Source organism: Streptomyces sp. NPDC039480, assembly GCF_055597165.1.
In genome coordinates this window covers 379696-400593 of record NZ_JBVITX010000002.1, presented here as the reverse complement: position 1 = coordinate 400593, position 20898 = coordinate 379696, and the positions used below count along the sequence as shown (strand labels likewise).

Below are 20898 nucleotides of genomic sequence, written 5' to 3'. Positions count from 1 at the left end.
TCCGCACACGGCGCGTGGCGCCGCTCCCCGGGTCGGCCGGGGGGGCGGCGCCTCACGTTTCGCTGGGCACCCTGCACCCCTCGGGCTGCGCCTTGCCCTTGGGCCAGCCGATGCCGACGAACTCCAGCCTCTCGGTGCGCGGGTTCAGCTCCACCACGGCCACCGGCTTGTTGTAGGCGTTCCCCGCGTTGGTCAGACAGATCCAGCCGCTGGTCCCGCGCACGCGGTTGACGGCTTCGAGGCGCTGCCACATGTCGGCGACGCGTTTCAGCGGCGACACCGTGCCCTCGGTCTGGGCGTTCGCCAGCACCACGGCCTTGGCGATGGTGCGTACGCCGTCGTGCACCAGCATGGTGCGGGAGTCCTCCAGGCGGACCTCGCCGATGTCCCCGGCGCGCCCCCTCCGGATCAGCGCCTCCAGCGCCTCCAGCTCCGCCCGGGGCTCGGTGAGATGGGCCCTCCGCTCCTTGGCGCCGCCCGGCTTCTCCAGTTCCCTGTCCCAGGCGTCGGGGTGGCCCGGAGCCGCGTACTGCACCTTGATGACGGGTTCCTTGCCGCCGCCGCGCAGCCGGTCCCAGTCGTCGTCCTTCATGTACCGGTTGAGCGTGGCCGCGCCCGATCCGCTGACGATCGTGTACTTCTTCCCCGCGCACTGCACGTCCGCCAGCTTCAGCGCGAAGAGCCGCAGATGGACGGGGCGGCCCGCGAAGTAGACGTACTTCGCGGTGGACTGGCAGATGTTCTGGGCGATGAGGGTGAAGTCGTTCCCCGTGTCCCCCGGGTCGGTGATCGAGGGGGACTCGAAGGGCTGCTCCTTGGGTCCCGGCGGGCCGTCCTCGTCGCGGCTGAAGGCCGCGGCGAGCGAGTCGTTGTAGATGTCGTGCGGGCGCTTGTCCCTGACCAGGACGGTCTCCTCGTCCTTGAGCTCGCCGTGGAAGCTGGCCAGCGCGTCGGCCTGCTGGCGGTTGGTCGGGATGATGCGGGCGAGGCCGGGATAGGGGTCCTTGCCGGTGCTGTTCTCCGGGTTGGCGAGTTCGTCGGCGCTGACGCGGGCGGCGAGGACGGGGATGTGCAGCTCGTTGGTCAGGCGCGCGATCGCCTTCTTCGTCGCCTCCAGGCTGAGGTTGAAGCCGGTGACGGCCCGGAGGTTGTCGCGCTTGTCGGCCGCCATGGCCGCCAGCTGGTCGACGACCTTCTCCTGCTGGGCGTATCCGTCACCGGGGTTGGCGAGGACGAGGCGCAGCAGCGGGGTGGTCTCGTCGCGGTTCGCCCGGTACTGGGCCAGGTACGCGCCCTGCACCTCGCTGCGGAGCTGTACGCGCTCGGCGGCGAGGTCGGGCTGGAGCGGCAGCATGAGCGCGACGGTGACGTGCGGCTTGTCGCCGACGAACTCCTCGTTCTCCTTGGCGATGGCCCGGGCCACCGCGTCGATCTCCGGCGTGCCGAAGGCGTATCCCGTGCCGTTGACGCCGATGCACTCGCCGCCGTGCTTCTCGACGCCCTTGGCGCAGTCCTCGGGTTCGCCGATCGGCGGCGTCAGCCAGTACAGGAGCCCGGCCGCGGCGGCGAGGCCGGCCAGCGTAAGGATCCTGCGCGTCCAGTTGGCCAGGAACGTGTTGTACAGCCAGTTTCCGAACTGTCTCACCGCTGCCCTCCCCTTGCGTCCCGTCACGTCAGCCGAACCCGATGTGCTCCGTGCACACGCACCGCTTCAGCGGCTGCTTGTCCTCGGCCCGGTCCCCCCAGTCGCGGGCCATGCGGATGAGGAGCGCGGCGCCCTCGGCCGCCCTGGCCACGTCGGCGCCCTCGGGCCCCTGGTCGCGCACCGCCTCGTCGGCGGTCTTCGCCAGCTCCTCGCTGAGCTCCCGCAGGGGCCCGCGCAGGACGCCGGGCACGATCTCCTCCAGAGGCCGCGTCCGGTCCTCGGTCAGCCACACGGCGTGCAGCAGCCGGTCGATCCGGCGCCGCAGGGTGTCGCCGCGCACATGGGTCTCGCCGAGGGCCCTGGCGTACCGGTCGTCCTCGACGCCGATCAGGGCGGCGTCCGCGATGGCGAGCAACTCCTCGCACCACTCGTCGGCGGGCCGGGTGCGGAAGGCGTCGGCCAGATAGCGGGTGACGAGGTCCGCGCCGTCGGAGGCGAGGAGGTGGTGCGTGCGGTGCGCGCCCGCGGTGACGAACAGCGGGTCGGGGTGGCGGTCGCCGAGGTCCCGGTAGTGGCCCTGGAGCAGCGCGTGGTCGGCGTGCCAGGCGGCCCCGCCGGGGCGCAGCCGGTGGAGTCGGCGCGTCAGCAGGCGGCGCAGGCCGAGGTCGCCGATGAAGTGCCGGGGGCAGCGGGGCCAGCCGGTGTCCTCCAGGAGTTCGACGATGCGGTACGCGTTGAGCTGCTCGGTCCGCCCCTCCTGCACCGCGCGCATCAGGGTCTGGGCGCACTCCACGTCGTGCGCGACCGACAGGTGGGTCAGCAGGTCGAGCCAGTGGCCGCGGTGCTCCGGCGGCAGCTCCTCTGGGCGCTGGCGTACGACGAGTTCGTCGATGAGTACGTCGGCCACCGGGCGGTCGGCGACGGGGCGGCCCTGCTCGTCCTCGGCCGCGGGCACCCGGGCGTCGAGGAGCGCCCAGTCGGTGCACTCCTCCGGCGTGGGGAAGGCCGTCGACACCGCCGCCGCGGTCGCCTGGCCGAGCCGGGTCACGAACAGCGGGCGGCCGCCGCTCAGCCGGTGCACACCGCTGTGGATACGGAGCCGGACCGCGTTGTCCGGCTGCTCGTGGCCGCCCCGCAACCGGCTGAGCTCGTCCTTCTGCCGGTCGCGGGTGAGCACGGGCATGCGGACGAGGAGGACGCCGCGCCCCAGGGGCGCGTGGTCGGGGACTCCGCCCGGCGGGCGGCGCCACTCGGGGAGCACGCCCGTGAAGGGCTGCCAGCTCACCATGCCGTCGTGGCTGCTGCCCGCCCGGTGGAGGAAGCGGCCGCCGTCCTCGCGGCGGGCCGTCGCGAAGATCACCAGGCGGTCGTGGTGCCCCCGCTCCCGGTCCTCGAGGGCCGGTTTCACCAGCCGCCGGCCGAGGGCGCCGTCCGCGTGGTCGAGGAGCAGGGCGGGCCGCCCCACCCGCGACATGCGCCCGCGCACCCCGTGATAGGCGGCGTCGATGTCCTGCCGCAGCGCCCGGAAGAGGAAGCCCTCGGCGATCCGCCGGGCCTCGCCGCCCTGCTGGAAGTCCTCGCCCAGCGCGCGCAGCCCGGCCTGCGCGCCCCCGCCGGCGCCCGGGTATTCGCCGTAGCAGGCCGCGAGGGCCGCCTTGCCCTCCGTCGAGAGGCGGGTGAACAGCCCGTCGAGCAGGGCGTTGAGGAAGGGCCCGGCCAGCGGGCTGGTGACGAGCCCCGCCAGATATCCCAGGTAGTTCCTGGCCGTGCCCTTCAGGACGCCGCGCCAGAAGGAGCCGGGCGGCAGGATTCCGTCGAGGCGGCTCACCTCGTCCACCAGGGGCGCCGCCCGGGCGAGCCGGTCGCTGGCCGCCACGGCCGCGAGGCCCGCGTACAGCCGCGGCACGGTGATCCCGCCGCCGTCGCCGCTCCAGTCGCCGTACTGCAGGGCGATCTTGCGCAGCACCTCGGTCACTTCGGACCGGCTGCCGGGCCGCTCCTCGGCCTGCTCCCGGCAGTCGGTCAGGGCGCAGTCCAGATACGCGACGGGGACCCGCGGCCCGAACTGCCGCCGTATGCACCGCAGCAGACGCCCTTTGCCCATGCCGGGACCGCCGACGAGAAGGACGACGGGGAGGTCGGGGCCGTAGAGCAGGTCCCGTTTGCGCCCGGCCGCGGTCTTCCCGAGCAGCCGGGCGATCAGGCCGTCGTCGTCCAGGAGCTCGTCGAATCCGAGATCGTCAGGCACGGGCCTCTCCGCGGCCTGCACGGCCGAGTCTGCGAATGATGGCTCGTCAGGTTAGCTGCGTCACAAGGGTTTGGGGAGAGCCCGCAACCGGCCACCCCGCATCGACGGCTTGGCGGAAGTCGTCGTTCCTCGGCGGCGACGGCCGGGAGCCGCGCCGACGGTACTGATCACCGGTCTGCGCGTGGCCCCCGCGCCCGGCGCGACACCACCGCCCGCAGCACCCGGCGGCCCTCCATCGAGACGTCGAGGGCCTGGCGCAGGCCGCCCGCGGGGCCCGCGCCCTTGTTGGCGAGGAGCTCCAGGATGCGTATCTGACGGCGGAGCTCGGCCGCGACCAGAGGGGACATGCCGTCCGTGCGGCCCTCGCGGCGCGCCGCCACCGAGCGCGTCCCGGTGGGCTCGGTGTCCAGCAGGCGGTGGACCTGGAGCGCGGCGACGGAGCAGCCGTCGGCCCACTCGCGCACATCGGCCCCCGAGTGCGCCTTCGGCACCGCGTCGAGCATGCGCCGGGCGAGCGCGGCCGCCTCACCGGACGTGCCCGGCACCTGTCCCGCGGGACCGCCCGCGGCGTCGAGCGCCGAGCGCGCGTCGGCCAGCGGCCCGCCCCAGTCGCCGCCCTCGGCGAGCCTCGCCCAGAGCGGGCGCAGCAGGTCGTCGTCCCCGCCGAGCACCGGAACACACCGGTCCAGGCAGGCGAGCCCACTCGCCGCCAGACCTCTCTCGTCGGCCTGCGCGATCAGCTCCACCAGGCTCATGCTGTACGTCTCCCCCGTCACGGACCCTGCACTGCCCCTTACTGCGTGCACCGCCCCGGGAACGTCACTGGGGGACCACGCCCAGCCTGTCGAGGAAGCGGAAGAAGAGCTGCTCCGCGGAGGGTTCCGCCTTCGCGTTCAGTACGTCGAGGAGGGGGCCCGCCGGCACCGTCCGGCCGGACTCCGCGGCCCAGGCGACGGCTCGGTGTGCGGCGTCGCGCGGTTCCAGGAAGTAGTCCTCGATGGTCAGCTCGGTGTCGCCGAGGTATCCGGCCATCGCGCGCCGCGCCAGACACGTGCTCCACGCGCCGCTCTCGGGCGCCGCCGCCTCGACGATCACGCAGGCGCTGTCCAGCACATAACCGAAGAGGGCGGGCGCGCCCGTCTCCCGGGCCAGCGTGTTCATGCTCCCGACGTCGCGCGTGCCGTCGCTGCCCGGCACCTCCCACACCTGCCAGCCGTCGGGCCGCCGGTCGAGGAGGGTCAGGTCGTCCCGCGGGCCCGCCTCCGCCGAGAACACCGGGAGCTCCGCGAGCGGCCGCTCACTCCTGCCGACGACGTAGTACCCCCAGTAGCCCATGCCCGTCCCCCCACCGCGTTCCGCCCGCCCCGTACCGCAATTCTGTCGTTCGTGGCCGAATACACCACAGTTGTCGTCACGTTCGCCACCGGAAGACAGAAACGCGGCCAAGGGCTCCCGTCAGCCGACCGAATCGGCGAGTTTCACGAAGTCGGGCCAGGCCATGGCGGGTTTCCCGGGGTCCCAGAGCTTCTGCACAGTGGCCCGCAGGGGCATGCGGATGCCCCGGGCGACCTGCTCCTGCGTCTGCGCCCCCGCGAGGTCGCCCCACACCGCGAACGAGCCGCCGAGGATCTGGTCGTCGTACTTCTCGCTCACCGGCCGCGTGCCGCGGACGACCAGCGGGGTCCAGTCCTCGTAGATCCGCTGTCCGGTCGGGTAGCGGAAGTCGTTCGGCTGCCCGAGGACGTAGTAGAGGTACTCGTCGTTGTAGTTGACGAGCTTGCGGCCGGCCTTCAGATACTCGTCGGGCTCGCGCGCGCCGATCTCCTTGCCCGTCCAGTAGGCGACCTCCAGGTCGGCGGCGGCCTCGGCGGTGCCGCCCCGGAAGAAGCCGTCGTTCCAGGCCTTCGGCTTCTTCTCGTGCTCGCGCACGGTGTCGGCCCGGTCGTTCAGCCAGCCCGTCGCCAGGTCCTGCACGCGGCCGCCGGGGCCGTAGCGCTCGCGGGCGGCGGCGGCCAGCTGCGGATAGGAGGCCTCGGGGTCCTTGACCGTGAGGGCCTGGTACTCGTCGGCGCCGAGGTGCCAGTACGCGCCGGGGAACAGCTCGGCGTACTCCCCGAGCAGCTCGTCGACGATCTTCGCGGCCGCCGGCTTCGAGATGTCGACGGCGCCTTGCGTGGGGACCCCGCGGGCGTTCCGGAGCTGCAAGGAAGGGTGCTCGCGGATGACCGCGCCGAGGTGTCCGGGCGAGTCGATCTCTGGCACGACGGTGATGTGCCGGCTCGCCGCCAGCTTCAGGATGCGGCGGACCTGGTCCTTGGTGAGGTGGTCGGAGGAGACGATCTCCGGGTGCGACTCCGACTCGATGCGGAACGCCTGGTCGTCGGAGAAGTGCAGACCGAGCTGGTTGTACTTGAGGTCGCCGAGCTCGCGTATGCGGTCCTCGATCCACTCCACGTCGAAGTGCTTGCGGGCGATGTCGAGCATGAAGCCGCGCTGCGGCTTGGCCGGGCGGTCCCGCACGACGCCCTCGGGAGCGGTCCTACCCCCGCTCACCTCCTGCTTGAGGGTGCGGGTCCCGTAGAAGACGCCGGCCTCGGCGGGCGCGGCGATCCGGACCTGCTCTCCCTTGACGGAGAGGGTGTACGACTCGGGCCCGCCCGCCTTCGCTTCGTCCTTCGCCCCGTCCTTGGCACTGTCCGTGAGCGCCAGTTCCACGTCGCCCTTCCCGGGCCGCGCGTCTCCCCCGTACCGCAGCTTCAGCTCACCGGCGAGCAGCCGCGCCTCGTCGGCGAGGCCGTCGTCCCGTATGACGACACGGCCCTTGTTCTCGGCGGGGCGCCAGCCGGGGCCGCGGGCCGCGGTGTGCTCGCGCACGGCGGGGATGGTGGCCGGGGCCTTGGAGAGCTCGTAGCTCTTGCTGGGGCTCGGAGCGACGGACGGGGCGGACTTGCCGCCCGCCGGCCGGTCGGCCGCCTTCTCGCCGTCGCCGCCGGGCCAGACCGCCACGGTCAGCACGACGGCTCCGGCGACCGCCGCGCCGCCCGCCGCGGCTATCGGCCCGCGCTTCACCGGTCACCTCGCGGCGCCGCCCTCGCGCCTCGTGGTGTCGCCACCAGCGATGTTCTCGGTGCCGTACCTGAATTCAGTGTCAGAACCAGAGCCATGGATCCACGCTACGACGCGTTCTCACACCCGGCTCGTCCACACCGTGAGGCGAAACTCCCCTATTCAGGTGAAATTCGCTCATCCTTCGGACACCTCTCCGCATGTCTCGATAGCGTTACGTCACCCCCACGCCCTCCCCTGCCGCCCCCTGCCCAGGAGCGCACGCTGCCCCCGCACCAGCCGACCCGGCTAGACGAGTTCAACTCCGCCACTCCGACCGCCGCCGAGGCCGCGCTCCTCACCTGCTGCGGCAGTCGGCGCTGGGCCCGCCGGGTCGCCGCCCACCGCCCGTATCCCGACGTGGACGCGCTGCTCGCGGCGTCCGACGAGGCGGCGTACGACCTGTCGCCCGCCGACCTCACCGAGGCCCTGACCTGCGAGCCCCTCGATCCCGCCGTCCCGCCCCGTAGCGTGCCGCCCGCCACCTCCGCCGCTGCTCACACCGCCCTGCGCGCCGCCCACGCCGCGTACGAGAGCCGCTTCGGCCACACCTTCGTGATCTGCCTCGACGACATCGCCCCGGACGAGGCCCTCGGCCACCTGCTCGCCGGCATCCGGTCACGCCTCGGCAACGATCCGGAGGACGAGCGCGCCGTCACCGCAGAGGAAATGCGGCGTCTGGCGCGCGGCAGGCTGGCCCGCCTCACCCTGGGCGAGGGCCCGGAAACCCTGGGCGTGGCCCCGGAAACCCCCGTGGGACACGCCGTCGGACACGCCGCACGGGAGAGTCGCCCGCAAACGCGTCCCGATAGCCCGTACGTGCCTGTTTGATTGCCTGTTTGATCACACCTGCGGACCCGGGGCAGGGCTACCGACAACTCGTCGATACGATGACGGGCGGCCGGTGGACCGTACCCGGCCGGGCTCGTCCGACGCCGAAGCCGGCCGGCCCCAACCCCCGCTCCCGGAGGAACTTCCGTGCCGGCTGGAACGCTGTACCGCGGCCGGGAAGGAATGTGGTCCTGGGTGGCTCATCGAGTCACCGGCGTCCTCATCTTCTTCTTCCTGTTCGTGCATGTGCTCGACACCGCTCTCGTCCGCGTCTCCCCGGAGGCGTACGACGATGTCGTCAGCACCTACAAGACGCCGATCGTCGCACTCCTTGAGTACGGCCTGGTCGCCGCCATCCTCTTCCACGCCCTCAACGGCCTGCGCGTCATCGCCGTCGACTTCTGGTCGAAGGGTCCCCGCTACCAGAAGCAGATGCTCTGGACCGTCGTCGGCATCTGGCTCGTCCTGATGGTGGGGGCGCTCTACCCCGTCCTCGGCCACGCCGTCCGCGAAGTCTTCGGGAGCTGACGCCAGACATGTCTGCTGACACCACGCTCGACAAGTCCGCGACGTCCGGAGTGGGCCCCGTCGAGGGCGCCTCGCTCTACGACGTCGACAACCCCGCCCCGGTCATCGAGGCGCCCCGCAAGCGCACCGCCAAGACCCCGCGCTCGACCCGCGGCAACTTCGAGATGGCCGCATGGCTCTTCATGCGCCTGTCCGGTGTCGTCCTGGTCGTCCTCGTCCTCGGCCACCTGCTGATCCAGCTGGTGCTCGACGGCGGTGTCTCGAAGATCGGCTTCGCGTTCGTCGCCGGCCGCTGGGCCTCGCCGTTCTGGCAGGTCTGGGACCTGCTGATGCTGTGGCTCGCGATGCTGCACGGCGCCAACGGCCTGCGCACGGTCATCAACGACTACGCGGAGCGCCCGAACACGCGTCTGTGGCTCAAGGGCCTGCTGTACACCGCCACGGTGTTCACCATCCTTCTGGGCACGCTGGTGATCTTCACCTTCGACCCGAACATCCGCTAAAGCCGAGGCGACTTCCGTGAAGATTCACAAGTACGACACCGTCATCGTCGGCGCGGGCGGCGCCGGCATGCGCGCCGCCATCGAGGCGACGAAGCGCAGCCGCACCGCCGTGCTCACCAAGCTCTACCCCACGCGTTCCCACACGGGCGCCGCGCAGGGCGGCATGGCCGCCGCGCTCGCCAACGTGGAGGAGGACAACTGGGAGTGGCACACCTTCGACACGATCAAGGGCGGCGACTACCTGGTCGACCAGGACGCCGCCGAGATCCTGGCGAAGGAGGCCATCGACGCGGTCCTCGACCTGGAGAAGATGGGCCTGCCGTTCAACCGCACGCCGGACGGCACCATCGACCAGCGCCGCTTCGGCGGTCACACCCGTAACCACGGCGAGGCCGCCGTGCGCCGCTCCTGCTATGCCGCGGACCGCACCGGCCACATGATCCTCCAGACGCTCTACCAGAACTGCGTCAAGGAGGGTGTGGAGTTCTTCAACGAGTTCTACGTCCTCGACCAGCTCATCGTCGAGGTCGACGGGGTCAAGAAGAGCGCGGGCGTCGTCGCGTACGAACTGGCCACCGGCGAGATCCACGTCTTCCAGGCCAAGTCCGTGATCTACGCGTCCGGCGGCACCGGCAAGTTCTTCAAGGTGACGTCGAACGCGCACACGCTCACCGGTGACGGCCAGGCGGCCTGCTACCGGCGCGGCCTGCCGCTGGAGGACATGGAGTTCTTCCAGTTCCACCCGACCGGCATCTGGCGCATGGGCATCCTGCTGACGGAGGGCGCCCGCGGTGAGGGCGGCATCCTCCGCAACAAGGACGGCGAGCGCTTCATGGAGAAGTACGCGCCGGTCATGAAGGACCTCGCGTCGCGCGACGTGGTGTCCCGCTCCATCTACACGGAGATCCGAGAGGGCCGCGGCTGCGGTCCCGAGGGCGACCACGTGTACCTGGACCTGACGCACCTCCCGCCGGAGCAGCTGGACGCGAAGCTCCCCGACATCACGGAGTTCGCGCGTACGTACCTCGGCATCGAGCCCTACACGGACCCGATCCCGATCCAGCCGACCGCGCACTACGCCATGGGCGGCATCCCGACGAACGTCGAGGGTGAGGTCCTCGCGGACAACACCACGGTCGTTCCCGGCCTGTACGCGGCGGGCGAGGTCGCCTGTGTCTCCGTGCACGGCGCCAACCGCCTCGGCACCAACTCGCTCCTCGACATCAACGTCTTCGGCAAGCGCGCGGGCATCGCCGCCGCCGAGTACGCGGCGAAGGCCGACTTCGTCGAGCTCCCGGAGAACCCGGAGGAGCTGGTCGTCTCCCAGGTCGAGCGGCTGCGCGACGCCACGGGCACCGAGCGGGTCGCCGAGCTCCGCAAGGAGCTGCAGGAGACCATGGACGCCAACGTCATGGTGTTCCGCACCGAGCAGACGATCAAGACGGCGGTGGAGAAGATCGCGGAGCTCCGCGAGCGCTACCTCAACGTCTCGATCCAGGACAAGGGCAAGCGGTTCAACACCGACCTCCTGGAGGCCATCGAGCTGGGCAACCTGCTCGACCTCGCCGAGGTCATGGCGCAGTCCGCGCTCGCCCGCAAGGAGTCCCGCGGCGGTCACTACCGCGAGGACTTCCCGAACCGCGACGACGTCAACTTCATGCGCCACACCATGGCGTACCGCGAGGTCGGCGACGACGGCACGGAGACGATCCGTCTCGACTACAAGCCGGTCGTCCAGACCCGCTACCAGCCGATGGAGCGTAAGTACTGATGGCTACCCCGACCCTCGACAAGGAAGACGCCAAGCCCGAGGCGGGCTTCGCCGACTCCCCGTACATCACGATCACCCTGCGCGTCCGCCGCTTCAACCCCGAGGTCTCGGCGGACGCCACCTGGGAAGACTTCCAGCTGGAGATCGACCCCAAGGAGCGTGTCCTCGACGCCCTCCACAAGGTCAAGTGGGACCTGGACGGCACGCTGACGTTCCGCCGCTCCTGCGCGCACGGCATCTGCGGCTCGGACGCCATGCGGATCAACGGCAAGAACCGTCTCGCCTGCAAGACCCTGATCAAGGACATCAACCCGGGCAAGCCGATCACGGTCGAGCCCATCAAGGGTCTGACGGTCCTGAAGGACCTGGTCGTCGACATGGACCCGTTCTTCCAGGCGTACCGCGACGTCATGCCGTTCCTGGTGACGACGGGCAACGAGCCGACGCGCGAGCGTCTGCAGTCCGCCGAGGACCGCGAGCGCTTCGACGACACGACGAAGTGCATCCTCTGCGCTGCCTGCACCTCCTCGTGCCCGGTCTTCTGGAACGACGGCCAGTACTTCGGCCCCGCCGCGATCGTGAACGCCCACCGCTTCATCTTCGACTCGCGTGACGAGGCGGGCGAGCAGCGCCTCGAGATCCTGAACGACAAGGACGGCGTGTGGCGCTGCCGCACGACGTTCAACTGCACGGACGCGTGCCCGCGTGGCATCGAGGTCACGAAGGCGATCCAGGAGGTCAAGCGCGCACTGATCACGCGTCGCTTCTGATCCCGCATCGTTTCTGGTCCATCCGGGCCCCGCTCCTTTTCGGGAGCGGGGCCCGGTTGCGTTTGCCTCGGTCGCTCAGGTCACTCAGGCCACTTAGGTCGCGATGGCGAAGGGACCACGGCGGCACCGATGCGGTAGATCACATCCCGCACGGCGTCCTGCCCTTCTTTGTCATCACAAATCCCGCAACTCCTCGCCCGCACAGCCCAATACGCGCTTGGCGCTCCCACCAGCCCTCCGGATACGTTGAGTTCGCATAGGACAACCTCTGCCTCATTCGTGTAGGGCAGTCCTCGCCCAAGTCCCCTGACGGCGCTGCGCCACTGCGACACCCCCCACTCATAAGGAGTCCAGAGTGAACCGCCCCACCCGTCTCGTGACGGCCGCGCTGACCGCTTCCGCAGGCCTGCTGTTGGTCGCGTGTGGTTCGGGAGGAGGTGACGGCGGGGCCTCCGAGAAGATCGAGGGGGCCGACGGCGGCCGGCAGCCCAAGGCGTCGGCGAGCGCACGGCCGGACGGTGCGAAGCGGCCTGAGGTGAAGCTGCCGGGCTCGTTCAAGGCCGACTTCGTGGGGTGGCACAACAGCGACCCGAAGAAGCAGGCGATCCTGGACGACGGCAGGGAGCGCCTGAAGGCGGAGTACGCGGCCGTCATCGACGCCGACCCGCAGGCCGGAGCGGTGAGCTTCTACACGTCGCAGCAGGCGCTGAAGTCCTCCAGGACGTACATCAAGGGCTACGTGGACAACAACCACACGCTGGTCGGCGGCGCGAGGGTGTTCAACCCGCAGGTGAGCCTCTCCGACGCCGGTGGCGTGCTGTTCTATTGCGTGGACGAGAGCAAGGGCTACACGGAGGACCGCGAGACGAAGAAGCGGACGGGCACGCCCGACGACGTGAACCCCGTCCTCCAGTACCGCACCACGCTGAAGAAGACGCCCGAAGGGGTCTGGAGCACCGTTTCCCTGGAGACGGAGCGCGGGGGGTGCGACAAGTGACGGGGGCGCTGAAGCGGTCGCTCCCGCTGCTGGTCACGGCTGGTCTTGCGCTCGGCGCCTGCCCGGCGACGGCGTACGCGTTCGGTGAGGACGCGGACCATCCGCCCGCCGGACGGCCCGGCGGACCGTCCGGCGGACCGTCCGGCGGCGCTTCCGGCAACTCGCTCACGGCCGGCGTCGGCACCAGCGTCACCGTGAAGCAGGTCAGCGGCGGCAAGGGCGGCTCGGCCGACAAGCCCATCGTGGCGGTCGACCCGAACTGGAAGCCGCCGTCCTGCTGGTACGAGCCGGTGGCTTCGCCCGAGGAGCTGAAGGACAGCGTTGAGAAGCTCAAGAAGGGCGGCGACTCCGTCCATGTGACGCCCTCGTTGAGCTGGGGCGAACAGCTCATGGTGGACCACTACGAAAAGGGCAAGGCCCAGTCCGACGGCGCCAAGGGCTACAAGAACTTCAACGTGGGCAAGGACGGCAAGTTCTGGCGCGGGGTCATGAACCCCGACGTCGAGGACACCTTCGAGGCCCGGCAGTGCGAGACGAACCTGTTCTGGCAGGACGCCGCCACGATCCCCGACATCAAGAACGCGCCCACCCCGGAGATCCTGGCCGGTTACGCCTACAACAAGGTCAAGGTCCCCGACACCAAGGTCGAACTGAAGCCCGAGGGCAAGTCGACCGTGAACCTGCCCACGTGGGTGTGGCTGGACAAGGGGAAGTTCGAGCCGGTGAAGGTCCGCGCCGAGCTGCCGGGCACGGGTCTCTGGGCCGAGACCACCGCCAGGCCCGTCAGCCTGCACCTGGACCCCGGCACGTCGGACGCAGAGACCTTCCCCGCCGACGGCGAGTGCCCGGTCGGCGAGGACGGCAGCATCGGCACCCCGTACGCGAAGGGGGCCGCCACGGAGGACCCGCCGTGCGGCATCAGGTACCTGCGGCCCACCAACGGCGAGCCGTTCCGGATGAAGGCCTCGATCACCTGGGAGATCACCTGGGAAGGCACCGACGACGCCGGCGGCGACCTCCCCGACGGCACCTTCGACGGGACGCAGGACGTCGCAGTCCAGGAGGTCCAGTCGATCAACCGCTAGGCCTATGGGTTGGGGTGGGGCCGTGTGGTGGTACCGCCGTACGACCACACGGCCGAAGGATCGCGCGCCCTGTGGGGCGGTTCATGCGCGCCTGCGCCGGTGCGGCGGCCCCCGACCTACCCTGACGGAATGTCAGACAACCAGTCGGTCGGCCTGTCCGCTGACCAGTCCGCAGAGCTTCTCGGCTTCGACAACGTCCTGTTCCCCGTCGGCGACCTGGGCGAGGCCGTCGGCTTCTACGAGCGGGCCGGGTTCCCCGTCGCCTTCCGGCTCGACGAGATCGGTCTCGCCATCCTGAAGGTCGGCAAGGAGACCCCGGGCGTGCTGCTGCGCGTGGAGGACGGCATCGTCCCGCGTACGCCGTCGTGGCCTTCGCCCCGCCTCTGGCTGGAGGTCAAGGATGCCCGCGCGAAGGGCCGGGCGCTGGCGGCCGCAGGGGTCCCCCTGCTCGCCGAGCCGTTCTCCGTGGCCACAGGATGGACCGTGGAGATCGCCGACCCCTGGGGCAACGTCGTCGGATTCGCCGACTACCTGAAGCGACCGGAACTCGCGCGCAGCTTCTGAGGCGGGGCTGGGGGCGGTGCCGAGACTGAGGGGCTATCGCCAGCCCGCCCCACCCTCCGCCTCCGCGACCACCATGATCCGGCGCAGCATGTCGGAGAGCAGCGCCCGCTCCGCCGCCGGGAGCACGCCGAGAAGCCGTTCCTCCTCGCGGCCGAGCACGGCCATCGCGCCCCGCCACGCCGACCTGCCCGCCTCCGTCAGCTCCACGTCGACCCGACGGCGGTCCTTCCTGGACGGCGTACGGCGGATCAGGTCCCGGCGCTCCAGGCCGTCCAGGCGGCCCGTGACGGAGGCCGGTGCCAGGTCCAGGTCCCCGGCGAGCTCGGAGGGGCTCGCCGCGCCGCCCCGGCCCGCCAGCTTGTGCAGGGTGTCGAACTCGTGGCGCTCCAGGTCGAAGTCGGCGAGGGACTGCTCGCGGACGCGGCGCAGATGGACCGTGAGCTTGCTCATGCGGGTGACCGCGCCCTCGATGTCCGGGTCGAGGGTGGGCAGGACGGGCAGCCAGCGCTCGACGTGCCCGTCCGTCCAGTCCCGGCCCGGCCGGTCTGCCGACGCATCGCCCCTTACGTCGCCCACCGCGTGGTTCGCCTTCTCGTCCATCATCCCAGGACTGTACTTCGGTTTCAGATATTTCGTTGACGAATAGTTCGGCGCCGAAATACCGTCCTCTCCATGCCGCTGCCACGACCGTCGTCGTACCCCCTGCTGCGCAACCGCCCCTTCCGGCTCCTCCTCCTCGGCCGCACCCTGTCCCTCATCGGCGACGCCGTCATCCCCGCGGCCCTCGCCCTCGCCGTCCTGCGCGCCACCGGATCGAGCTCCGCCCTGGCCGTCGTCCTGGGCTGCGCGATGGGGCCACGGCTGCTCCTGCTGCCGCTCGGCGGAGTCGTCGCGGACCGCTTCAACCCCCGCGCCATCGCCCTCACCACCGACCTGGTGCGCTGCGGCGCCCAGCTCTTCGTGGGAGTCGAACTGCTCGGCGGCGAACCGAGGTTGTGGCACATCGCCGCCGCGGAGGCCGTCGGCGGTGCCGCGTCCGCCTTCGCCATGCCGACGCTGCCGCGACTGATCACCGGCACGGTCACGGCGAAGGACCTGCACGGCGCCAACTCCCTGTTCGGCGTGGTCAGGAGCAGCACCGTGCTGGGCGGCCCCGCGCTCGCCGGACTCCTGATCGCCTACGCCGGCCCCGGCTGGGCCTTCGTCCTCGACGCCGCCTCCTTCGCGGTCAGCGCCTGCCTCCTCTCGGCGCTGCGTCTCCCCCACGCGCCCGCTCCGACTCCCGTGGACCAGCGCCACTCCCTGCGCGAGGACCTCGTCGAGGGCTGGCACGAAGTCCGCAGCCGCGACTGGTACTGGACGAGTCTGGTCGCCCACGCCGCCTGGAACGGCGCCGCCGCCGTGCTCATGACCCTCGGGCCCGCCCTCGCCGTCGAGGAGCTGGGCGGCGAGGGCACGTGGATCTGGATCCTCCAGGCGGGCGCGGTCGGGCTGCTGCTCGGCTCGCTGCTGGCCGGCCGCGCCAAGCCGCGCCGCCCCATCCTGACGGCCAACCTGGGCCTCGCGACGTACGCCCTGCCGCTCGGCCTGCTCGCCGCCGGCGCCCCCGCGCCCGCCATCATCGCCGCCTACTGCCTCGCGCAGGCGGGACTCGGCTTCCTCAGCCCCGTCTGGGAGACCTCGGTGCAGGCGGCGATACCTCCCGCGGTGCTGGCCCGCGTCACCTCGTACGACTGGCTGCTCTCGATGGCCGCGATGCCGCTCGGCTACGTCCTCGCTCCCCTCGCCGCGACCGCCTGGGGCACGGGGACGCCCCTGTGGATCGCGGCTGTCGGCGTCGGCGTGGCGTGCGCGGGGACGGCGGCGGTCCCGGGCGTCCGCCGCTTCACCCTTCCCACCGCTGCCCCCACCCCTCGTACCGCCGAGTCGGACACCGCCTCCACAGACGAGGACGAGGCCGCGAGAGGCGAGGACGACGCGGTCAGAGGCGGGGGCGGCGTCGTCAGAGCTGGCTGAGGATTGTCGGGTCCGTGATCTTGTCGTCTCTGGCCAGCATCATCGCCTTGCTGAGGATGACCGCCAGCGTCCGGTCGCCCTCGAAGGGCAGATATCCGGTGCCGCCCACGGAGGGCCCCGACGCCGACGTCGAGGGAACTATGCAGACGTACTGGTCCGACGGCGTCCGGAGGATGTTTCCCGAGCCCAGGTGGATCTTGTACGTGTGCAACTCGCCCCGCACGTGCAGGAACCGGCCCTCGACCGTGCACCGGTCGCCTATCGCGAGCCGCGGCACCAGGCGGGCGACCAGGTCCCTGCGTGTCTCCGCGCCCGGCCCGAGCTCCCCGAAGCCGTACGCCGTCCAGTACTCGCGGAAGCGTCCCGCGGGGCCGCCGTCCTGCCAGGTGGGGTCGTTGCCCACGCTGGCCACGCCCACGAACAGGTCGACGTCGCGCAGGACTTCGCTCAGGACCAGCTCCGGTATCTCCTCCAGGGGCAGTGGGTCGACCGGTTCCCGGCCGTCGGATAGCCACATGCGGTACTCGCCGCCGCCCGCGTGCGCGGAGTTCTCCGGGGCGTCGATCGGGTAGAAGCGGACCTGGTCGGTGCGGACCCGCAGATAGCTGCCCGCGTCGGTGAGGTCCTCGGTCCAGTTCTCCCCGCCGATGCCCTCGATCCAGTACTCGGCGCGCAGCCCCCACCGCGGCAGCTCGCGCACCGCGGGCGGGTACTCGTCATCCACACACAGGCGCAGCTTGTTCCGCCAGCCCCGCGCCGCGGCGAGGGAGTTGAACTGGTGCTGGCGCAGGATGTGCGCGGCGAAGCGGTTCGAGTACGTCCCCGTGGTGCGCTCGGCGTCGGTGAGGAGGTACACCTCGCGGTGGGCCTGCTTGAACGGCTGGGTGATGCCGTGCCGCTCCAGCCAGTCGCGCCAGGCGACGATCTCTGCGGGCTCATGGCCGACGGGGTGCCAGAGCCCGACCGTCGCGCCGTCCTTCACCGGGTCGTCGGTGAGGGTGCGCAGCTCCCCCTCGGCGTACCCGCAGCCCGTGCCGTCGACGGTCCACAGGAGGCGGCGGGCGAGCGTGCCGACCAAGGGGTGGTCGAGGAAGCGCTCGCGCCACGCGTCGTACGGCCACTCGCGGCGGGCAAGGAACTGCCGGTCGAGCCGCTCCGCCTGCGCCGAAAGCATCTTGTCGATGTCCTTGACGGCGGCCTTCAGCTCCTTGAGGTCGTCCGCGTGGTCACGCTTCACGGCGGCGGGCGGCGCCTTGACCTGCTTGCCCGCGCCGTTGCGCCACTGGAGCGCGGCCTTCGTCCCGGTGACCGTCAACTCGGCCTCGCAGTCGCCGAGCCGGCGCACGGAGTGCCCGACCTCCGTCAGGCCGTACGCCGGGACGGCCAGCTCCTCGACCTCGTCACGGCTCAGCCCGAGCGCCTCGGCACGCGCCTCAAGGCCGGTGTTGATCATCTTGAGTGTGGTCTTGTACGTGACCCGGGAGGCGAGGCGGGACAGTTCGGCGAGGGACGCCTCTCCCTCGGCTCGGGCGAGCGCGACGACGCCGGCGTTGGCGACCTTGGGGTTGCGGGGGCCGAGCCCCTGGATCTTGCGCAGGGACGTCTCGACGAGGGCGCCGAGGGTACGGGCCGACTCCGGGTGGGGCGGGAGCAGCGCGAGGGTCCAGGCGAGGCCGCGGATCGCGTCGGCGTTGAACGGGTCGTACTCGTCGTTCGGCGCGATGCCGTGGCCGTAGGTCAGGAGCGGCTGGGTGCGGGGCGCGCCGACCAGCGCGAGCCATGTCACCAGCGTGTGGCGCACCTTGTCGGGGTCCAAGGGCGCGACCAGGGTGCGGGCCGTCTGCTCCCACTTGGGGGCGGGCTTGGCTGTCTTGGCGGTGAGCGCGTGCCGCACGAGCGCGTGCCAGGCGTCGCCGAGCCCGGCCAGGTCCTCCAGAACCCGGTCGGACCAGGGCTCGCCCGGGTTGAGCAGCGGCTCCGACAGCTCCGCGACCACCCGCTTCAAGCGGGCGTCGCCCTGCCAGTACTGGACGAGGAGGGTGCGCCGCAGGGCCGCGACGGCGAGCGCGGGCGGGGTGCGGCCGGCCGCCGCCTCGGCCTCGACGAGCGCGACGGCCTCACGCGTCGACCGCACGCAGTGCTCCGAGCCGAGCTCCGCGAGGCGCCGCTCCCGCTCCGCCGAGAGCGGATCGCCCGGCAGGTCCTTGCCGATGATCGCGAGCAGCGTGAGGGCGTTGATCCGCGTCGGCGACTCCAGGTGGTACGGATTGCTGAGCTCGATGAGGGAGTCCGCGACCCGGTGGCGCTGGTCCTGGGGCAGCCCCTGGACGACGGCGAGGACCTTCTCGCCGTCGTGGCTCCAGTCGTTGTCGTTGGTGATGGCCGTCTTCAGGAGCTCCTCGGCGAGCCCCCGCATGTCGCCGTCGGCGGCGAACCGCTCCACGTTCCGCACGCGGTCCGGGTAATACCTGGTCATCAGCCACCCGCCAGCGGGACGAGCTTGAGGAAGGTGACCTCCGTGCCGGGTGCCAGGTCGACCTCCGCGTCCAGGTCCTCCACCTGCCGCTCACCGACCAGCACCAGGAAGCCGTTGCGCCCGAACGCCTCGACGGCCTGCCGGAACTGCCGCTCGGGGTCTATGCGGCGCGGGGTGCGCAGCGCGTATCCGTTCAAGGTCTGCTCCGCGTCCGTGGGCCGGACAAGGCCGCGGAAGACACCCGACGTACTCGCGTTGTACTCCGCGACCTCCTGGAACACCCTTCGCCGGAGCACCTCGCGCAGCGCGAGCCGCTCCTCCGCCACATCGAGTCCCCCGCCGGTACGGCGCTCCCCCGCTGTCGTCTCATCGACGAACGTCACCATTCCCATGCCCTCGACAGTAGAGGCCACCACTGACAACGGCCCGCCCGCACCCGAGTTGCCAGGCCCCGCACCGGTGTTGCCAGCCCCGCACCGGCACGCTCAGCCTCGTACCGGCACGCTCAGCCCCGCACCAGCGCCCACACCGTCTTGCCGTACCTGCCGCGCCGCCACACGCCCCACGCCTCCGCGATCGCGTCGAGGAGCCGCATGCCGCGGCCGCTCTCGTCCTCCCAGCCGTCCGCCGTGCGCAGCTCGGGCTCCGACGGGCTCTCGTCGGACACCTCGATGAAGCACGAGCCGTCAGCGAGTACCGTCACCGCCACCTCGAACTCCCGCTCGACCACGAGCCCGTGGAGGATCGCGTTGGTCGCCAGCTCCGACACGAGGAGCACGGTGTCGTCGAGCGCCCCCTGGTCCGCCGTCTGCCCCCAGGCCGCGAGATGGTCACGTACGCGCGTACGAGCGAGCGGCACCGACGCGGGGTGCGGCGGCAGTCTGAAGGCATCACGTCTCAACAAGTCCCCATTCCCCCTCCGACGCCTCAATGCTGCGCAGAGGGGCCGCGCGGTGTCACTGCGGCACCTCTGGGCTCACTCATATCTGGCCAGTTCTGAACCAAATACCCCAGCAAAGAGGCGCGTTGGTGACACCGCGTGCGGCTCAGGCCTGTCTCGACGCCAGTTCCACGACCGTGATGTCCGACGGTGCCCCGACCCGTACGGGCGGCCCCCAGGCGCCCGCGCCACGCGTCACGTAGAGCTGCGTGTCGCCGTACCGCTCCAGGCCCGCGAGCGTCGGATTGGCCAGGTCGGCGACGAGGTTGCCCGGCCACAGCTGGCCGCCGTGGGTATGGCCGGAGAGCTGCAGGTCCACGCCGTGCTCGACGGCATCGTGGATGACGACCGGCTGGTGGGCGAGGAGCACGGAGGCCCGCGAGCGGTCCCGGTCGCCGAGCGCCTTGGCGAAGTCGGGGCCCTTGCCCTCGTCCTCGCCCGCCACGTCGTCGACGCCCGCGAGATCGAAACCGGGGAGTTCGGTACGGGCGTTCCGCAGCGGGCGCAGACCCAGTTCGCGCACGTGGTCGACCCACTGTTCGGCCCCGGAGAAGTACTCGTGGTTGCCCGTGACGAAGTACGCGCCGTGCTTCGCCCGCAGACCGGCGAGCGGCGCGGCGGCGGGGCCCAGGTCCTCGACGCTGCCGTCCACCAGGTCACCGACCACGGCGATCAGATCGGGCTGCGTGGCGTTGACGGTGTCCACCACGCGCTGTGAGAAACCGCGGCCGAGTATCGGCCCGAGGTGGATGTCGCTGACCACGGCGATCCGGAACCCGTGTGCTCCGCGCGGCAGTTTCGCCAGCGGCACGGTGACCCGCTTCACCTTGGGGCCGCGGAGCACGCCGTACGTTCCGTAGCCGACGGTTCCGGCCGCCACGGCCGCGGCGGTACCGCCGACGACACGGGAGACGAAGAGGCGGCGGGAGGGGGCGGGAGCGGCTCGCACGGGCTCGGGCGCAGGTTCCGGCTCGGGCGCGGGCGCGGATTCCGGCTCGGGCGCGGGCGCGGGTTCCGGCTCGGGCGCGGGCGACGCGTCAGGTGTGACATCCGCCGCAACCACAGCCGCGGGTACGGGCACGGGCTCCGGAACGCTCCTGCGTTCCACCCACCGCCGCAGCAAGGGACGTACCAGCTCCCCCACCAGCAGCGCGAGCAGCAGGTAGAGCGAGACGGCCAGCCACATGAACCCGGGCCAGGCGAGCACCCGCTGCAGCAGGAACGGCGCTCCGGAGCGCTCGGCCACGAGCGCGCCGAACATCAGCAGGGGCCCCGCCACGAAGACGACCGTGCCGGCGCGCCGGGCGAGTCCGGGCCCGGCCGTGGTGTCCCGCACCAGACGGCGCCACGCGTACCAGTGGAGGGCGGCGAAGGCCGCGAGGACGGCGAGGCCCACAAGGACCGTGAGGACGACCACGG

The 20898-nt window shown here is 71.4% G+C and carries 19 protein-coding genes; 9 read left to right on the top strand and 10 right to left on the bottom strand.

Features of this window, described 5'->3' with window-relative positions; genetic code table 11:
- Nucleotides 1-52: 52 nt before the first annotated feature.
- The 5 genes from ACZ56E_RS07820 to ACZ56E_RS07800 form a co-directional block, all read right to left on the bottom strand.
- Entirely contained in the window at nt 53-1645 is a 1593-nt protein-coding gene (locus tag ACZ56E_RS07820) for a type 1 periplasmic-binding domain-containing protein (RefSeq protein ID WP_471212186.1), read from the bottom strand.
- A 28-nt stretch (nt 1646-1673) separates the two neighbouring features.
- Nucleotides 1674-3893 carry a hypothetical protein gene (locus tag ACZ56E_RS07815; protein ID WP_471212183.1) on the bottom strand — a complete coding sequence of 740 codons (2220 nt, stop codon included), beginning with the start codon at nt 3891-3893 and terminating at the stop codon, nt 1674-1676.
- Between the two features lie 167 nt (nt 3894-4060).
- Nucleotides 4061-4648 (bottom strand): hypothetical protein, encoded by a 588-nt coding sequence (locus ACZ56E_RS07810; RefSeq protein WP_471212181.1) that lies wholly within the window; start codon nt 4646-4648, stop codon nt 4061-4063.
- A 64-nt stretch (nt 4649-4712) separates the two neighbouring features.
- Entirely contained in the window at nt 4713-5228 is a 516-nt protein-coding gene (locus ACZ56E_RS07805) for a hypothetical protein (protein WP_471212179.1), read from the bottom strand.
- A gap of 120 nt (nt 5229-5348) precedes the next feature.
- Entirely contained in the window at nt 5349-6962 is a 1614-nt protein-coding gene (locus ACZ56E_RS07800; protein WP_471212178.1) for a beta-N-acetylhexosaminidase, read from the bottom strand.
- Between the two features lie 93 nt (nt 6963-7055).
- Here ACZ56E_RS07800 and ACZ56E_RS07795 point away from each other — a divergent pair, with 93 nt between their 5' ends.
- The 8 genes from ACZ56E_RS07795 to ACZ56E_RS07760 all read left to right on the top strand — a co-directional run bounded on the left by ACZ56E_RS07795 (nt 7056) and on the right by ACZ56E_RS07760 (nt 14047).
- Nucleotides 7056-7829: a 2-oxo-4-hydroxy-4-carboxy-5-ureidoimidazoline decarboxylase gene (locus tag ACZ56E_RS07795; protein WP_471212176.1), complete on the top strand. Its 774-nt coding sequence runs from the start codon at nt 7056-7058 to the stop codon at nt 7827-7829.
- A 147-nt stretch (nt 7830-7976) separates the two neighbouring features.
- Nucleotides 7977-8357: a succinate dehydrogenase, cytochrome b556 subunit gene (gene sdhC, locus ACZ56E_RS07790; RefSeq protein WP_369214962.1), complete on the top strand. Its 381-nt coding sequence runs from the start codon at nt 7977-7979 to the stop codon at nt 8355-8357.
- 8 nt (nt 8358-8365) lie between these two features.
- Nucleotides 8366-8860 (top strand): succinate dehydrogenase hydrophobic membrane anchor subunit, encoded by a 495-nt coding sequence (locus ACZ56E_RS07785; RefSeq protein ID WP_468333303.1) that lies wholly within the window; start codon nt 8366-8368, stop codon nt 8858-8860.
- Between the two features lie 16 nt (nt 8861-8876).
- Nucleotides 8877-10631: a succinate dehydrogenase flavoprotein subunit gene (gene sdhA, locus ACZ56E_RS07780; protein WP_468604717.1), complete on the top strand. Its 1755-nt coding sequence runs from the start codon at nt 8877-8879 to the stop codon at nt 10629-10631.
- Nucleotides 10631-11401, top strand: a complete 771-nt coding sequence (locus ACZ56E_RS07775; protein WP_362993249.1) for a succinate dehydrogenase iron-sulfur subunit — start codon at nt 10631-10633, stop codon at nt 11399-11401. Before sdhA ends, ACZ56E_RS07775 begins: the two co-directional genes overlap by 1 nt.
- Nucleotides 11402-11756: 355 nt before the next feature.
- A complete protein-coding gene (locus ACZ56E_RS07770) occupies nt 11757-12398 on the top strand; it encodes a hypothetical protein (protein WP_471212173.1) in 642 nt (213 codons plus the stop codon).
- Nucleotides 12386-13483 carry a hypothetical protein gene (locus ACZ56E_RS07765; RefSeq protein WP_471212172.1) on the top strand — a complete coding sequence of 366 codons (1098 nt, stop codon included), beginning with the start codon at nt 12386-12388 and terminating at the stop codon, nt 13481-13483. Before ACZ56E_RS07770 ends, ACZ56E_RS07765 begins: the two co-directional genes overlap by 13 nt.
- A 153-nt stretch (nt 13484-13636) precedes the next feature.
- Nucleotides 13637-14047 (top strand): VOC family protein, encoded by a 411-nt coding sequence (locus ACZ56E_RS07760; RefSeq protein ID WP_468605051.1) that lies wholly within the window; start codon nt 13637-13639, stop codon nt 14045-14047.
- A 33-nt stretch (nt 14048-14080) separates the two neighbouring features.
- Here ACZ56E_RS07760 and ACZ56E_RS07755 read toward each other — a convergent pair whose 3' ends face one another.
- The gene (locus ACZ56E_RS07755) at nt 14081-14647 is read right to left on the bottom strand and encodes a MarR family winged helix-turn-helix transcriptional regulator (protein ID WP_471213097.1); all 567 of its coding nucleotides are present in this window, start codon (nt 14645-14647) and stop codon (nt 14081-14083) included.
- A gap of 72 nt (nt 14648-14719) precedes the next feature.
- On the opposite strand from ACZ56E_RS07755, the gene ACZ56E_RS07750 reads away from it, so the two are divergent.
- Nucleotides 14720-16063: an MFS transporter gene (locus tag ACZ56E_RS07750; RefSeq protein ID WP_471212169.1), complete on the top strand. Its 1344-nt coding sequence runs from the start codon at nt 14720-14722 to the stop codon at nt 16061-16063.
- Here ACZ56E_RS07750 and ACZ56E_RS07745 read toward each other — a convergent pair.
- From ACZ56E_RS07745 to ACZ56E_RS07730, 4 genes are all read right to left on the bottom strand, one after another.
- Nucleotides 16050-18539, bottom strand: a complete 2490-nt coding sequence (locus ACZ56E_RS07745) for a DUF4132 domain-containing protein (RefSeq protein ID WP_471212167.1) — start codon at nt 18537-18539, stop codon at nt 16050-16052. The genes ACZ56E_RS07750 and ACZ56E_RS07745 overlap by 14 nt on opposite strands.
- On the bottom strand, nt 18539-18931 hold the full coding sequence (locus ACZ56E_RS07740) for a hypothetical protein (protein WP_471212165.1): 393 nt from the start codon (nt 18929-18931) through the stop codon (nt 18539-18541). The genes ACZ56E_RS07745 and ACZ56E_RS07740 overlap by 1 nt, the downstream gene beginning before the upstream one ends.
- 113 nt (nt 18932-19044) lie before the next feature.
- Entirely contained in the window at nt 19045-19443 is a 399-nt protein-coding gene (locus ACZ56E_RS07735; RefSeq protein WP_471212163.1) for an ATP-binding protein, read from the bottom strand.
- A 142-nt stretch (nt 19444-19585) separates the two neighbouring features.
- Nucleotides 19586-20896 carry a metallophosphoesterase gene (locus ACZ56E_RS07730; protein WP_471212160.1) on the bottom strand — a complete coding sequence of 437 codons (1311 nt, stop codon included), beginning with the start codon at nt 20894-20896 and terminating at the stop codon, nt 19586-19588.
- Nucleotides 20897-20898 lie beyond the last annotated feature (2 nt).